Origin of the sequence: Paragemmobacter kunshanensis (assembly GCF_011059185.1) — a bacterium.
Classification (GTDB): domain Bacteria; phylum Pseudomonadota; class Alphaproteobacteria; order Rhodobacterales; family Rhodobacteraceae; genus Paragemmobacter; species Paragemmobacter kunshanensis.
The window spans coordinates 61,183-76,940 of sequence record NZ_JAALFE010000008.1; the positions used below are offsets into that span (position 1 = coordinate 61,183).

At 64.6% G+C, this 15,758-nt stretch carries 11 protein-coding genes and 2 pseudogenes; 8 read left to right on the forward strand and 5 right to left on the reverse strand.

The window, feature by feature from the left end; all coding sequences use genetic code 11:
• Positions 1 to 75 precede the first annotated feature (75 nt).
• Complete coding sequence (locus tag G5V65_RS09825; RefSeq protein WP_165049479.1) at positions 76 to 1,353, reverse strand: ROK family transcriptional regulator; 1,278 nt, start codon at positions 1,351 to 1,353, stop codon at positions 76 to 78.
• A 234-nt stretch (positions 1,354 to 1,587) separates the two neighbouring features.
• Between G5V65_RS09825 and G5V65_RS09830 the strand changes: the two genes are divergently transcribed.
• From G5V65_RS09830 to xylA, 5 genes are all read left to right on the forward strand, one after another.
• On the forward strand, positions 1,588 to 2,613 hold the full coding sequence (locus G5V65_RS09830; protein WP_165049699.1) for a substrate-binding domain-containing protein: 1,026 nt from the start codon (positions 1,588 to 1,590) through the stop codon (positions 2,611 to 2,613).
• A 149-nt stretch (positions 2,614 to 2,762) separates the two neighbouring features.
• Positions 2,763 to 4,154, forward strand: a complete 1,392-nt coding sequence (locus tag G5V65_RS09835) for a sugar ABC transporter permease (protein ID WP_165049481.1) — start codon at positions 2,763 to 2,765, stop codon at positions 4,152 to 4,154.
• Between the two features lie 14 nt (positions 4,155 to 4,168).
• Entirely contained in the window at positions 4,169 to 4,933 is a 765-nt protein-coding gene (locus G5V65_RS09840; protein ID WP_165049484.1) for an ATP-binding cassette domain-containing protein, read from the forward strand.
• The gene (xylB, locus tag G5V65_RS09845) at positions 4,933 to 6,369 is read left to right on the forward strand and encodes a xylulokinase (RefSeq protein ID WP_165049486.1); all 1,437 of its coding nucleotides are present in this window, start codon (positions 4,933 to 4,935) and stop codon (positions 6,367 to 6,369) included. Before G5V65_RS09840 ends, xylB begins: the two co-directional genes overlap by 1 nt.
• Positions 6,366 to 7,667, forward strand: a complete 1,302-nt coding sequence (xylA, locus tag G5V65_RS09850; protein WP_165049488.1) for a xylose isomerase — start codon at positions 6,366 to 6,368, stop codon at positions 7,665 to 7,667. The genes xylB and xylA overlap by 4 nt, the downstream gene beginning before the upstream one ends.
• Before the next feature lie 152 nt (positions 7,668 to 7,819).
• Here the strand turns inward: xylA and G5V65_RS09855 are convergent, their stop codons facing one another.
• Positions 7,820 to 10,456 carry a Hint domain-containing protein gene (locus G5V65_RS09855; RefSeq protein WP_165049490.1) on the reverse strand — a complete coding sequence of 879 codons (2,637 nt, stop codon included), beginning with the start codon at positions 10,454 to 10,456 and terminating at the stop codon, positions 7,820 to 7,822.
• 338 nt (positions 10,457 to 10,794) lie between these two features.
• Between G5V65_RS09855 and mgrA the strand changes: the two genes are divergently transcribed.
• The 3 genes and pseudogenes from mgrA to G5V65_RS09870 form a co-directional block, all read left to right on the forward strand.
• Positions 10,795 to 11,823 (forward strand): L-glyceraldehyde 3-phosphate reductase, encoded by a 1,029-nt coding sequence (gene mgrA, locus G5V65_RS09860; RefSeq protein WP_165049492.1) that lies wholly within the window; start codon positions 10,795 to 10,797, stop codon positions 11,821 to 11,823.
• Positions 11,824 to 11,942: 119 nt separating this feature from the next.
• Entirely contained in the window at positions 11,943 to 12,797 is an 855-nt protein-coding gene (locus G5V65_RS09865; RefSeq protein WP_165049701.1) for a flagellar motor protein MotB, read from the forward strand.
• A gap of 77 nt (positions 12,798 to 12,874) precedes the next feature.
• Positions 12,875 to 14,104 (forward strand): annotated as a pseudogene (locus tag G5V65_RS09870) (flagellar hook protein FlgE); the annotation flags it as partial.
• Positions 14,105 to 14,136: 32 nt separating this feature from the next.
• Here the strand turns inward: G5V65_RS09870 and G5V65_RS22990 are convergent.
• From G5V65_RS22990 to G5V65_RS09880, 3 genes and pseudogenes are all read right to left on the reverse strand, one after another.
• A pseudogene (locus G5V65_RS22990) lies at positions 14,137 to 14,277 on the reverse strand (flagellin N-terminal helical domain-containing protein); the annotation flags it as partial.
• Between the two features lie 173 nt (positions 14,278 to 14,450).
• Complete coding sequence (locus tag G5V65_RS09875) at positions 14,451 to 14,771, reverse strand: hypothetical protein (protein ID WP_165049497.1); 321 nt, start codon at positions 14,769 to 14,771, stop codon at positions 14,451 to 14,453.
• Complete coding sequence (locus G5V65_RS09880; RefSeq protein WP_165049499.1) at positions 14,768 to 15,037, reverse strand: rod-binding protein; 270 nt, start codon at positions 15,035 to 15,037, stop codon at positions 14,768 to 14,770. The genes G5V65_RS09875 and G5V65_RS09880 overlap by 4 nt, the downstream gene beginning before the upstream one ends.
• Positions 15,038 to 15,758 lie beyond the last annotated feature (721 nt).

Sequence of the window (15,758 nt, forward strand, 5' to 3'; positions counted from 1 at the left end):
CCTGCCCCTGTGTACCGTTGTGCATACGCCCTGCTGCACTGGCTGTCTGCACCGGCTGTGGCATCGCCTTTCGGCCTATTGCGCCGCGATCTCGCGCGCCGGAACCAGCAGCCCCTCGCTTACAAAGGACAGGGCCAGCGCCGCCGCCCCATGCGCCCAAAGCAGATCGCCCCAGGCGTGAATCTCGATCGGCGCGCGGGGGCGGCCGGTCTGGATCGCCAGCATCTCCATCTCGGCCAGCGTTTCCTGCGCGTAGAGGTAATCATAGCGCATCCGTTCCCCCGACAGGATGATCAGCGCCGGGTCGAACAGGTTGATCACATTGGACAATCCCACCGCCAGATAGCGCCCCGCCCGGCGGAATATCGACCGCGCCGCCGTGTTCCCGGCCTTGGCATGGTCATAAAGGCTCTCCAGCAGGACGCTGATCGACTGCCCCTCGCGATGCGTCCAGTTCAGCGCCGTCGTCGCCTCGCGCGCAAGGGCATAGTCGGCGATATAGGCCTCAAGGCAGCCCCGCTGCCCGCAGCGGCACAGCGCGCCGTCCAGTTGCACCTTGGTATGGCCCAATTCCATGCCAAGCCCTTGTGCGCCCCTGTAAATCCGGTGGTTGATGACATAGCCCATCCCCACCCCATGCTCGATGGTGACCACCGCGAAATCCGCCAATCCGCGCCCGGCGCCGAACCACAGTTCCGCCAGCGTCACAAGGTTTGCGTCATTGTCGATCACCACCGGCAGGCCCAACCGCGCCTGCGAAACGGCGGCCAGCGGAACGGCCCGCTCGCTCAGGACAGAGGACCACATCACCATCCCGGAAACCGAATCCACAAAACCCGGAACCCCGATCCCCACCGCCGAAAGCGCCGCGCGCGGCAGCCCCGCCTTGGCGCAGACGCGATCCAGCAGCGTTTCGATGGCCGACAGGATCTCGGTCATCGACATCGGCCCGGGGCGGCGCGGGATCACGTCATCGGCGATCAGATTTCCTGCGAAATCAACGATAACGGCGGTATGTTCGCGATCCGACAGCTTCATCCCCGCGACGCGATGCGCATTGGCCCGCACGCCCAGCGAAACCGCCGGGCGGCCGCGCCCCTGATCCCCGTCGCGCGGCGCGGCAACCTCTTCGATCAACCCCGCCTCGATCAGTTCCTGCGTGATCGTCGTCACCGAAGCCGGGCTGACACCCAGATCCTTGGCCACCTGCACCCGGGGAATCAGCCCCGCCGCACGAACCCTCTCGAACACCTGCTGCCGCAGCGGGCGCAGCGTATCGGACAGGGGCGGAATCAACGGCCCACACCCCCGCCGCGCCTCCCCCATCTCCTCCGTCGGCCCCTTGGACAGCATTTCTTTGGTCCCCGAATAAAAAATCGGCAGAAACTCTGCCATACCTAGGTTAAGCGTCCGTTAGCAGAGCGGAAATTGCTGCGCTGCCGCATGAGATTGCCATTTTCCCGGGCAGTTCATGTTTCTCTCACCAAATTTATTTTGACAACTGAAATTATTCAGGCCAGTTTTCGCCCGTGCCGACGAATCTGTCGGACCGGCCATACGCTGGCCGCATCCATAGGGAGGATAACAATGCGTACCGCAATTCTCGCCGCCGTTCTGGCGGTGACCGGTTTCTCGTCGGCAGCGCTGGCGGAAGGCAAGAAGATCGGCGTGTCCTGGGCGCAGTTCCAGGAAGAGCGCTGGAAGATCGACGAAGCCGCGATGAAGGCCGCCATCGAAGCGGCCGGCAACGAATATGTCTCGGCTGACGCGCAGTCGTCCGCCGAAAAGCAGCTTTCGGACATCGACGCGCTGATCGCCCAGGGCGTGGACGCCCTGATCATCAACGCCTGGGACAAGGATGCCATCGGGCCGGCGATCGAGAAAGCCGCCGCCGAAGGGATCCCGGTCGTGGGCTATGACCGCCTGATCGAAGATGACCGCACCTTCTACCTGACCTTCGACAACGTCGGCGTCGGCCGCATCATCGCGACCGAAGTCTTCAAGGTCGCGCCGAAGGGCAACTACGCGATCATCAAGGGCGATCCGGGCGACCCGAACGTCGGCTTCCTGCGTCAGGGCATGGAAGAAGTCATCGGCGCCGCTGTTGCCTCGGGCGACATCGTGATCGTCGGCGAAGCGAACTCGGACGGCTGGAAGCCCGAGAACGCCCAGAAGAACATGGAACAGATCCTGACCGCCAACAACAACGCCGTTGACGCCGTTATGTCGCAGAACGACGGCATGGCCGGTGGTGCCGCTGCCGCTCTGGCCGCGCAGGGCCTGAACGTTCCGCTGGGTGGCCAGGACGGCGACCTCGCCGCGATCAACCGCGTGGCGCGTGGCACCCAGACCGTTTCGGTGTGGAAGAACGCGCGGGACCTGGGCAAGGCTGCGGGCGAAATCGCCGGCATGCTGGCCGACGGCACCGCGCTGGACGCGATCCCCGGCGCGACCAAGTTCTCGGGCGGCGAGAAGGGCGTCGAAATGAACGCCATCCTTCTGAACCCGACCCCGATCACCAAGGAAACGCTGAACATCGCCATCGATGCCGGCCACATCAGCAAGGAACAGGCCTGCGAAGGCGCCGCGGCTGATGTCGCTGCCTGCCAGTGATCTGATCTGAACCCGGATGCCGGCCCGTGCAGGGCCGGCATCCCCTCCTGCATTCCGGCGGGCTCCTGCCCCAGCGCCGCGCCATGGCGCGCGCGCCGTCGCATCCGATCCGATGCGCGACCCCTCCCCCTCAACGCCAAGGACGGGACATGACCGATACCACCCACCAGCCCCAGGCCCCCGGCAAGGAAGGCGGCGCCTTTGCCCGCTTCCTCCGCGCGACAGAGCTTGACCCCCGCCTTGTCGGCATGATCGGCGCGCTTGTGCTGATCTGGCTGGCCTTCGAGGCCTATTCGACCATCGTCCTCGGGCGGCCGTCGATGCTTCTGGGGGCGGCGCAGGCCGAAGCCAACGGCTTCCTGACCCCGCGCAACCTGTGGAACCTGTCTGTCCAGACAGCCTATATCGGGATCATGGCCACGGGCATGGTGCTGGTCATCATCACCCGCAACATCGACCTGTCGGTCGGGTCGATCATGGGCATGGTCGGCATGTATATGGGCCTTCTGCAGGTGGAATACCTGACACCCGCGCTGGGCCTTGGCCATCCGTCGATCTGGATCATCACCGTCGCCTTCGGCATCGCCATGGGGGCGCTGATCGGGGCCTTCCAGGGCTTTCTGATCGCCTTCCTCAGCATTCCCTCCTTCATCGTCACGCTGGGCGGCCTTCTGGTCTGGCGCGGCGCGGCCTTCCTCGTGGCGGGCGGCAAGACCATCGCGCCGCTGGACGACACCTTCGCCCTGATCGGCGGCGGCTCCTTCGGCGCGCTCGGCCGCACGGGCAGCTGGATCTTCGGCATCCTTGCCTGCATCGTCGTCGTGATCGCCTTCATCCGCGCCCGCAAGTCGCGCCAGCATCACGGCTTTGCCCTGCGCCCGGTCTGGGCCGAAACCTTCGTCATCGGCCTTGTCTGCGCGATCATCATCGGGGCCACGGCGCTGGTGAATTCCTATGTCTGGCCGCGCGGCAACATCCAGAAATACTATGCCAACCTCGGACAAGAGGCCCCGGCCTGCGCCCAGTCGAACGACACGATCTATTCCGATGTCTGCGGCACCTTCGGCCACGGCTTCGCCTATCCGGTGCTGATCCTGATCGCGGTGGCCATCTTCATGACCATCCTGATGACCCGCACCCGTTTTGGCCGCTATGTCTTTGCCATCGGCGGCAACCCCGAAGCGGCGGCCCTGTCGGGCATCAACACCCGCGCCATGACGGTGAAGATCTTCACCCTGATGGGCGCGCTGGCCGGGATAGCCGCCGTCATCGGCGCGGCCCGCCAGAATTCGGCCACCAACGCCATGGGCAACCTTGACGAGCTTTACGTCATCGCGGCGGCCGTCGTCGGCGGCACCTCGCTGGCCGGTGGCGTGGGCACGATCCACGGCGCCATCATCGGCGCGCTGATCCTGACCTCGCTGCAGACGGGCATGGTCCTCATCGGTTTCGGCGACGGCTCCTATCAGCGGATCGTCATCGGCATCGCCCTCGTCCTCGCCGTCTGGCTGGACATCGTCTATCGCAAGCGCATCAAGTAAGGGGGGACTTCACCATGACCAATCCCAATCGCGGCACCCCCCTGGTCGAGATGCGCGACATCTCGATCTCCTTCGGCGGGATCAAGGCGGTCGACCATGTGACGGTCGACCTCTACCCCGGCGAGGTGGTCGGCCTCCTCGGCCATAACGGCGCGGGCAAATCGACGCTGATCAAATGCCTCTCGGGCGCCTACAAGGCCGATTCCGGTGACATCCTCATCAACGGCCAGAAGGTGGAAATCAACAACCCCCGCGACGCCCGCGAACAGAATATCGAGACGATCTATCAGACCCTCGCCCTTGCCGATAACCTCGACGCCGCCTCGAACCTCTTTCTGGGGCGCGAGCTGGTGAACAGCTTCGGCTTCGTGGACGAAACGAAGATGGAGGCCGAGACGCGCAAGATCATGGCGCGCCTCAACCCCAACTTCCGCAAGTTCAACGTGCCGGTATCCGCCCTGTCGGGTGGTCAGCGCCAGTCGGTCGCCATCGCGCGGGCGGTCTATTTCAACGCCAAGATCCTGATCATGGACGAACCCACCGCCGCCCTCGGCCCGCATGAGACGCAGATGGTGTCGGAGCTGATCCAGGAACTGAAGGCCCAAGGGTTGGGCATCTTCCTGATCGAACATGACATCCACAACGTCATGAAACTTTGCGACCGCGCCTCGGTGATGAAGAACGGCCAACTCGTCGGCACCGTCAATGTGGACGAAGTCACCGACGAAGACATCCTCGGCATGATCATCCTTGGCAAGCAACCGGCAAAGGCTGCGTGATGTATATCGGACTCGACCTCGGCACGTCCGGCCTCAAGGGCGTGCTGATCGACGACGCCCAGGCCGTGCTGGCCGAGGCCAGCGCCCCCCTTACCGTTTCCCGCCCGCAGGAAGGCTGGTCCGAACAATCCCCGGCCGATTGGATCGCCGCGGCCGAGGCCGTGATGGATGCCCTGTCGGCGCATGGCCTGTCGCAGGTCCGCGCCATCGGCCTGTCAGGGCAGATGCACGGCGCGACCCTGCTGGATGCCTCGGATGAGGTGCTGCGCCCCTGCATCCTGTGGAACGACACCCGCAGCCATGAAGAGGCGGCGGAACTGGACGGCGATCCGATGTTCCGGCGCGTCACCGGCAACATCGTCTTCCCCGGCTTCACGGCGCCCAAACTCCTCTGGGTGCAGCGCCACGAACCCCGCATCCGCGAAAAGGTGGCCCGTGTCCTGCTGCCCAAGGATTACCTGCGGCTCTGGCTGACGGGCGAACACGTGGCCGAAATGTCGGATGCGGCGGGGACAAGCTGGCTGGATACCGGCAAGCGGGATTGGTCCGACGATTGCCTTTCCGCCACCGGCCTGACGCGGGCGCATATGCCCCGCCTTGTCGAAGGGTCCGAGGTTTCGGGCAACCTCCGCGACGCCCTCTCCTCGCGCTGGGGCCTGCCCAAGGGCGTGGTGATCGCAGGCGGCGGCGGTGACAACGCGGCCTCTGGCGTCGGCGTCGGCGTGGTGAAGGCGGGCGATGCCTTCGTGTCGCTCGGCACCTCCGGCGTCCTCTTCGCCGCGAATGACGGCTACCAACCCGCGCCGGAAACGGCGGTGCATACCTTCTGCCACGCCTTGCCGAACACGTGGCACCAGATGGGCGTCATCCTCGCCGCGACCGACGCGCTGAACTGGTATGCGGGTCTTGTCGGCGACACGGCCGCCAACCTGACCGGGGCGCTGGGCGACCTGAAATCCCCATCCAAGACGCTGTTCCTGCCCTATCTCGGCGGCGAACGGACGCCCCTGAACGATGCCGCGATCCGGGGGGCCTTCCTCGGCCTCGAACACGCGACCGACCGCGCCGCCGCCACGCGCGCCGTGCTGGAAGGCGTCACCTTCGCCATCCGCGACAGCCGCGACGCGCTGGCCGCCACGGGAACCCGGATCGAACGCCTGCTGGCCGTCGGCGGCGGCTCCCGCTCCGACTACTGGCTCAAGGCCATCGCCACCGCGCTGGACATTCCCGTCCACCTGCCTGTTGCAGGCGATTTCGGCGGTGCCTTCGGGGCAGCCCGCCTCGCCCTCATGGCCGCAACCGGCGCGGGCGCGGAAATCGCCACGCTGCCCCCCATCGCCCGCACGGTCGACCCCGACCGCGCCCTGACCGCTGCCTTCGACGCGGGCCACGCCCGCTATCGCGCCGCACAATCCGCCATCCGAGGACTGAAATGACCGACTTCTTCAAGGGCATCCCCCAAATCCGCTACGAGGGGCCGTCCTCGACCAACGAATTCGCCTTCCGGCACTACAACCCGGATGAGGTGATCATGGGCAAGCGCATGGAAGATCACATGCGCTTTGCCGTCGCCTACTGGCACAGCTTCGCTTGGCCCGGCGGCGACCCCTTCGGCGGCCAGACCTTCGACCGACCCTGGTTCGGCGACAGCATGGCGCTGGCAAAGCTCAAGGCCGATGTGGCCTTCGAGATGTTCGATATCCTGAACGTCCCCTTCTACTGCTTCCACGATGCCGACATCCGCCCGGAAGGCGCGACCTTCGCGGAATCGAAGCGCGCGCTGGACGAGGTGGTGGATTACCTCGGTGAAAAGCAATCCTCGCACAAGACGCAGCTCCTCTGGGGCACCGCCAACATGTTCAGCCACCGCCGCTGGATGTCGGGCGCCGCGACGAACCCCGATCCAGACGTCTATGCCTATGCCGCCGCGACGGTGAAGGCGAACATGGACGCCACGCTGAAACTGGGCGGTGCCAACTACGTCCTCTGGGGCGGGCGCGAAGGCTATGAGACGCTGCTGAATACCGACCTGAAAGCCGAACGCGAACATGCGGGCCGCTTCCTGCAGCAGGTGGTGGAATACAAGCACAAGATCGGCTTCAAGGGCGCGATCCTGATCGAACCGAAGCCGCAGGAACCCTCCAAGCACCAGTATGACTACGACGTGGCCACCGTTTACGGCTTCCTCGTCCAGTTCGGGCTGGAAAAGGAAGTGAAGGTCAACATCGAACAGGGCCACGCCATCCTCGCGGGCCATTCGTTCGAGCATGAGATTGCCCTCGCCGCCTCCCTCGGCATCTTCGGTTCCATCGACATGAACCGGAACGATTACCAGTCCGGCTGGGATACCGATCAGTTCCCGAACAACCATGCGGAAAAGGCCTTGGCCTTCTACGAAATCCTCCGCGCGGGCGGCTACACCACCGGCGGCACCAACTTCGACGCCAAGATCCGCCGCCAGTCGCTGGATCCCGAAGACCTCATCCTCGCCCATGTCGGCGGCATGGACACCTGCGCCCGCGCGCTCAAGGCCGCCGCCGCGCTGCTGGAGGATGGCGCGCTGGAAAACGCCCGTGCCGACCGCTACGCCGGTTGGGAAAAGGCCGAGGCGAAGGCGCTTCTGTCGGGCTCGCTGGAGGATGCGGCGGCGGTCGTCACGGCCAGGGGTCTGAACCCCGAACCGAAGTCTGGCCGTCAGGAACGTCTGGAAAACCTCTGGAACCGCTTCATCTGATCGGATCGGATGGCGAATGAACCGAAGGCAGCGCGATCCTCGCGCTGCCCATTGCCGGGTTTCGGCCTTGCCGCCCTTCCGGAATCCGCGATCCGAACAGGCCCGCCGGGCTTTGCCCCTTCGGCAACGGTTTCCTGTGGCGTAGCCAACGGTCACGACGGAAGCCGCAGATCCCTCAACCGCTCGGGCAGTTCCCGAAAGCGCGGGATGTCGCGGGCCGCCGGGCCATAGATTGCAGCGCAAATTCCCGGAAACAGCGCTTCCAACTCCTCAAGCGCGGGCCGGTTCAGCGCGGCAAGCGCCTGCGGGCCGGGATAGAAACTTTCCGACCACAGCCCCGCACTGCGCAAGACCTGATGCCTCTCGAACATGAGATGCACATAGGTGACACCCCGGCAGCCCATCCGCTGCCGCACCCCGCCCCCCTTCAGCCGCGCCAGATGGATGGCGCGGAACAGCCGTTCCTCCCCGTCGGGGTCCCGCAGCAACACCGCATGTTGCGGCGACACGTCCAGCCGCAGGTCATTGCCAAGGGCGCCCGCCGCGATCTCGACCGGCAGCAGCTTGGGGTTCGCCACAAGATCGGCCTGCGACAGCCTTCGCATCGCGCTCCACAACAGGGGTTGCGGCCCGTTGTCCCGCGTCAGCACCAGATCCCCCGGCCGCAGCGCCTCTACCGGAACGGGGCCGCCGGGCGTGTCGATGGGCGTGCCCGCCGTGAAACAGGGAATCCCCATGGAATGAAGCCTCTGCGGCGTCAGGGTTGCCGGTGAAACACCCTGCAGCAGAAGGCTTTCGCCCTGCGGGAAGACCAGCCGCGCATTGCCGTCGCCCGTATCCTGAACCACCGTGTTCCAGACGGTAACACCGCGCCCGGTGCCATCATCCAGCGCCGAGACATCCAGCTGGTCATTGGTGAACCCCGTTCCGAAGGGATCGCCAAAATCGAAATCCGAAACCGTGTCATTGCCGCCCGACACATCCATGACAAGAACGTCATTGCCCGCGCCCGAGGCCAGGCTGTCATTCCCCTGCCCGCCGACCAGGACATCGGACCCTTCCCCCCCGATCAGCGTGTCGTGCCCATCATTCCCCTGCAGCAGGTCATCCCCATCGCCGCCCAGCAGGACGTCATTGCCGCTGCCGCCCGACAGGCTGTCATTGCCTGCCCCGCCGCTTGCGCTGTCATCCCCGTCGCCCGCATTGACGCTGTCATTGCCATCACCGGCAGAGATGCTGTCGTTCAGGCCATCCGCGCCGTCGATCTCGTCGCCCTGCGTGTCCTGATAGCCGCTGGTCATCGTGTCATCGCCAGCGGTGCCATCGACGACGGAATCGCTGACATAGCTGCTCACGTCGATCGGCCCGCTGGTAAAGGCACCGGTCCCGGTGCCGTCGTCATTGCCGACCCATCCGACAGTGAAACTGCGCGCGACGGGGTTGTAGACGACCGAGAAATTGTCCCAGTCGAACCCGTCATTGGTATTCATGCCCTCGGCCATGTTCGGAAGGACAAGGGGAATATCGCCGGTAAAGGCATTGCCATCGGAATCGAAGATCCGATAGTTCAGCCCTGTCTTCGTATCGAAGGCGGCATCGCCATCGGGATAGACCGCGACGAAATAGCCGCTGTCGCCCAGGGCCGCCAGTTTCGCCGGCCCGGTATAGATATCCGAAGGCGATTGCGGGATCTGAACGTCCGAAACAACCGTCGTTCCATTCGCATCCGTGTCGATGATGGAAAAGCGCGGGTATGTGTTGCTTGGGTCATAGGCAGGATAGGAAATGGCAACGGTTCCGTTGCCCAGTGACACGATCGAAAGATGCTGGACATCATAGCCATCATATCCGTCGACAGCGCCGGTCCCGATGCGGAAATCCCCGGTTGCTGGGGTGCCATCCGCATTGAAGATGCGCCCTTCCAGGCTCATGGTCGTAGAGTTGTTGCTGTAGCCGTCATTGATCCACAGCGCCATCCAGCGCCCATCCTCCAGCGCCATAAGCGTCGGAGGGGATTCCCAGACGGTCGATTGGGATTCGTTGTCGGTGCCTTCAACCTCGGCTGTTGAAAAGACAGTCGCACCGTTCTGGTCCAGAACGGTGTAGACAGGTTCGTTGTTGCCCGTTTCGGCATGGCTGCGCGCCCAGCCGACGACGACGTTCCCCCCGGTCAGCGTGATGACGGAAAGGTCAGCCAGATCCGAACCGTCCGAACCGTCGATCGCCACATTGCCGATCCGGAAATCGTTGGTGACCCAGGTCCCGGTATTCGGGTTGAAGATGCGCCCCTCGACATGCATCGTCGTGAGACCGTCGGACAGCGCGTTGTTCGACCAGACGAAAAGGATGTTGCCGTTGTCCAGAACCGTCGTCACCGGCGGGCTTTCCGATCCGGTGGTGTCGGAAGACTGAATCTCCGTCGCGGGCGTGGTGATCGTGATCGTGGATGTGTCGGGCGTCAGGATGGTGAAGATCGGCTCATCCCCGCCCGTCTCGGTGGCGGAACGCACATAGCTGACAACCACCCGCCCATCCGGCAGCAGATCAAGATCGAGGTTGTCCCAGTCATACCCGTTGCTGCCATCGACGGCGGGCAGGCTGGCCAGGCTGATCTGGTCCGTGGCGGGCGTCCCATCGGCATTGTAGATGCGCGCGTTCAGTTCGACGGTCGCGGTGTCGGCAAGGGCGTTATCCGTCCAGACATAAAGGATGCGGCCATCATCCAGCACCAGCATCAAGGGCGGCGACTGGTTGCCTGTGGTTTCGGAATTGACCTGCGTCGTGGACATGCGCGCACCCTTGCCATGGAAGACCCCGACGTCGGATGCCGCCCCATTCAGGGCGTCGCCCGGGCGCGATGCGCGGGCGGCACGTCGCGGCGAAGATGCAGGAAAAGCCCTTGCCGTTTTCCTAACGCCCCTGCTTCTGGCGGGACTGTTTTCCGAAAATGCCAAAGGATCTTCCGGGCCTGTTCCCGATCAGATCGGGCAGAAACCCCATCCCCCGGCGGGCCTTGCACCGCCCTTCCTGCCGCTTTCCGCTTTCAAGTGGTTCCGAACTTTGCGACAGAAACAGTCAACCGGTCCGCGCGACCCAGGCGCCGCCGCTTTCCATGACGGAGGATCCCATGCCCTACACCCCCGCCGCCGACCGCTATTCGAAGATGGTCTACCGCAACTGCGGCAAATCCGGCCTGAAGCTGCCCGCCGTCTCACTTGGCCTTTGGCACAATTTCGGCCATGACACGCCCCACGAAACCAAGCGCGCGATCTGCCGCACGGCCTTTGACCTCGGGATCACGCATTTCGATCTGGCCAACAATTACGGCCCGCCCCCCGGCAGCGCCGAAGAGGCATTCGGCGAGATTCTGAAAAACGATTTCGCCGGATATCGCGACGAACTCATCATCTCATCCAAGGCGGGCTACCTGATGTGGGACGGCCCCTATGGCGAATGGGGCAGCCGGAAATACCTCGTCGCCTCCTGCGACCAGTCACTGAAACGGATGGGCCTCGACTACGTCGATATCTTCTATTCCCACCGATTCGATCCCGACACGCCGCTGGAAGAAACCATGCTGGCGCTCGATCACATCGTTCGGTCGGGCCGCGCGCTTTACGTCGGCATCTCCAGCTACAACAGCCAGCGCACGCGCGAGGCATATGCCATCCTGAAGGAACTCAAGACCCCCTTCATCATCCACCAGCCCAGCTACAACATCCTGAACCGCTGGGTGGAACATGACGGGCTGAAGGATACGCTGGCCGAACTCGGCCTCGGCTCCATCGCCTTCACGCCGCTGGCGCAGGGGATCCTCACGAAGAAATATCTCGGCGGCATTCCCCAGGGCAGCCGCGCCGCGCAGGGCAAATCGCTTGATCCCGCCACGATCACGGAAAGCGCGCTTGCCTCTGTCCGGGCGCTGGATGCCCTGGCCGCGCGCCGGGGCCAGACGCTGGCGCAGATGGCCATCGCCTGGGTGCTGCGCGATGGCGGCATCACCACCGCGCTGATCGGGGCATCGAAACCCGAACAGGTGGTGGATTGCGCCGGGGCCATCGGCAATCTGGACTTCGCCCCTGACGAACTGGCCGAGATTGACCGCATCAGCCGCGAAGAGGATATCAACCTTTGGGCGCGATCCTCGGCGGAATGAACCCGGGCCGGCAGGGCGATCCCGTCTTCCTGCCGGATAATCCCGAAAATCCCCTCCATTAGCGCTTGCCTAACCAAGCCCTGCTAGCCTGCTCCATGGGTGAACTGATGGGTGGTGGAATGGCCAGGCAGGGGAATGCCGCGCCAGTCGTCATCAAACGGAAGAAGATCATCGCCGGCGGCGGCCATCACGGCGGGGCATGGAAAGTTGCCTATGCCGATTTCGTGACCGCGATGATGGCTTTCTTCCTGTTGATGTGGCTGTTGAACGCGACAACGGAAAAGCAGCGCAAGGGGATTGCCGACTATTTCAATCCCACGATCCCGATCAACCGCGTCTCGGGCGGGGGGGATGGTGTCTTCGGCGGCGACAATGTCCTCAGCGAGAACACGCTCGCGCGCAATGGCGCGGGCGCCTCCGCCACGGATCCGATCCAGACCACCAGGTCGCAGGCCGAGGGCGGCCCGACAGCCGCCGATCTCGCCGCGGAAGAGGCGATGCTGCGCGAGATCGAGTCCCAGCTTGCCGCCTATACCGGCGAAAGCATGGTGTCCGATCGCCTGATGCGCCATGTCGTGACACGCCTGTCCGATGAGGGCCTGGTGATCGAGGTGTTCGATACCGAAGATGAACCGCTCTTCCTGTCCGATACCGCCGAGCCGCGCCCGATCCTGCGTGATCTGGCCGACATTCTGGTAAAGGTGACGGCCCTCGCTTCCAATCGGATCGCGGTTTCCGGCCATGTGCGCGCCTATCCGATCACCCTGCGGCAGGATCCCACCTGGGATCTGTCCACCGGCCGCGCGCAGGCGATGCGCTCCCTTCTCGTCGCGGCGGGGCTGGAGCCTGCGCGCCTGCAGCGCGTGGCAGGCTATGCTGCGCGTCGCCCGGCGACGGCAGATCCGGCATCCATCCGGAACAACAGGATCGAAGTGACGCTGCTCAGGCGACAACCGGGAATGCAGAGCTTTTGATGGATTAGCCCGAAATTAACCCGCCACGCGCCATGATCGGGGCCGACTCAGGGTCTGGCTTCAGAAAGGCGCACGACATGTCGATCACTTCTTCGCTCAACGCCGGGGTGGCGGGGTTGAATGCCAACGCAACACGTCTGGCAACGATTTCGGACAATATCGCAAACTCCAATACCTTCGGCTACCGCCGGGCCTATGCCGATTTCGAAAGCCTCGTCGTCGGCGGCACGCGTGGCAGCGGTGGCTATACCGCGGGGGGCGTCAATGCCACGGCCCTCCGCCTCATCGCGGAATCCGGCCCGCTTGTGGCCACCTCGAACGCACTTGATCTTGCGGTGGCGGGCCGGGGGATGCTGCCCGTGCGCCCCGCCGTCGGCAACGGCACCTCGGGCAGCGAACAGGCGATGCAGCTGATGCGGACAGGGGCCTTCCGCCCCGATGCCCAGGGCTTCCTGACGACGGAAAGCGGCATGCTGCTGCTGGGCTGGCCCGCCGATCTGGATGGATCCATCCCGACATTCCCGCGCGATTCCGAACTTGGCCTGCAGCCGATCCGGATCGACATGAACCAGCGTGTCGGCGATCCGACGACGCTTGTCCGCCTTGGGGTGAACTTGCCCGCCACAGCCACCACGGTCGGCGCGGATGGCGACAGCCTGCCATTGTCGGTGGAATATTTCGGCAATCTCGGCACGTCCGAGACGCTGGCGATCAGCTTCACGCCCACGGTTCCCGCCTCTGGCTCTGCCTCGAACAGATGGACGATGGTGATCCGGGATTCCGCCTCGGACAACGCTGTGATCGGCGAATACACGATCCAGTTCGACGATTCGCGCGGGCTTGGCGGCATGATCGATTCTGTCACCGCCGTTTCCGGTGGCGCCTATGATGCGGCGACAGGGAACATCACCCTCAATGTGGCGGGCGGGCCGATCTCCATCGCCCTGGGCACGCCGGGCACGAATACCGGCCTGACGCAGCTTGACGATGCATTTGCGCCCGCAGGTATCGTCAAGGATGGCTCTCCCATCGGCACGCTCACCGCGCTCGAGGTGGATGCCGAAGGCTATCTCAATGCCAGCTACGATACCGGCTTCTCGCGGCGTCTGTTCCAGATCCCGCTGGTGGATGTGCCCAATGTCGCGGGTCTCATGCCGCTGGCCGGGCAGACCTATCAGGTCACCCAGCAATCGGGGGCCTTCATGCTCTGGGATGCGGGCACCGGGCCGACGGGCACCGTCGCAGGCTTCGCCCGCGAAGGATCGACAACGGATGTCGCCGCCGAACTGACCGCGCTGATCCAGACGCAGCGCGCCTATGCCTCGAATGCCAAGGTCATCCAGACCGTGGCATTGTCCTTGGCCGAGGCAATGGATTTCCCGGTCGAGATCTCCGATTGCGTCCGGCTCAGGTTCGAATTGATGGATTTCATCGTTTGCAGCGCAACCATCGCGCTGTTGTTGGTCAGAATGGACGACATCTTCGTTCCCCATGAAAAAGGCGCCTTTGGCGCAGGTTGGCCGACGGGTTCTGCCCGTTGCGCCGACCCCGGGCCGACGCGCCACCCCGCTGCGGGATGCCCCCTCATCTGACGGCAGAGGGATTAAGCCTTTCCTGATGCCGCCCGGCCCTTTTCATCGGATTTGATGTAAATCACAGCCGCCGGCCCTCGGTCCCGCCGGTCATCGGCTGGCGGCGTCCGGTCCTGTCATAGATGTCGGCCCGTTCGGCGGCGGCAAGTTCGGCCAGGCGGCGCATGCCCGCACGCAGGCCCGCCTGCGCGGCCTTCAGGCATTCCATGTTCCGCTGCGCAAGACGCCGACTGTCGCCCCGCCCCCCGGCCAACGCCTGGCGTGGTTCCGCCAGAAACGTCTCTAATTCTGCGCAATATGCCTCGATTCGCAGAAACTCGCCGCGCCGCAGATCCGCGTTCATCGCTTCGAGAATCGCCCTCAGCCGGGTATCGCGGGTCATTTCCCTTCCTCCGCCCAGGACCGGATCAACCGCTCCGCCAGCCCGATTCCTCCGGCCCGCACCATGGCGGCGGCCTGCCCCTCGCGCAGGAAAGAGGCGAATTGTTCCTCGCCAATGCCGCCCGAGAACGCCCCCTTCTGCGGGCTCATCCCGGCATGGCGCAGCATTTCGGCAAGAAAGGCCGTCTCCAGCTCGGCCGCCCGGGCGCGAATCGAAGGGGCTTGCGCGGGCGGGAGCGGTGCGTGGGGCAGGGTGGCAGGGTCCATGAAACCTCCAGTTCTCCGGAAAGGGACAATTCCATCGGTTTTGCCGCAGGCCGGTAAAGAATCAGTAACCGCTCTGCGGCAAATCTGGATCAAACGGCAGAAGTCGGGCGTCAGATGATTCCACCGATCCTTTCCTCCCTATCGTCCCGTTCCGGCCCGGACAGGCATGATCCGCTGTCCGGAACCCGCGATGAATTCGGCTCTATCTTTGCCGAATTCCTTCTTCTTCCCGTTCCGGGCCAGCAAGATGCCAGCCCTGCGCCGGACGCCATCGTCGATGCGGGGCGTGATGATTCCAAGGCTGATGCAGCGCTGGAATCCCCGCCAGATGGCTGGAACGGGGATCCGTCACCGCCTGCCCAGATGGGGCAGATCCCGGTGCAACCAGATGGCTCGGCAGGCCCGCAGGCCGCCTTGCTGCCCTGGCTTGCTCCGACGATCGCCCCGACAACCGCCCCGTTGATCGCCCCGGCCGATGCCACGACGAACGCCCTGGCGGTTGCCCCGGCGAATGCGCCAATGCATGTCGTCGCTGTCCCCGCTTTTGCCCCGACCAATGCCCCCGCCTCCCGTGGAGGTGACATCGAGCCTGAACCTGACCCCCTGGTTGCAACCACTGCCCCCGCCTCCCGTGGAGGTGACATCGCGCCTGAACCTGACCCCCTGATTGCGACCAATGCCCCCGCATTCCGTGCAGATGCCACCGAGCCGGAACCCGTCC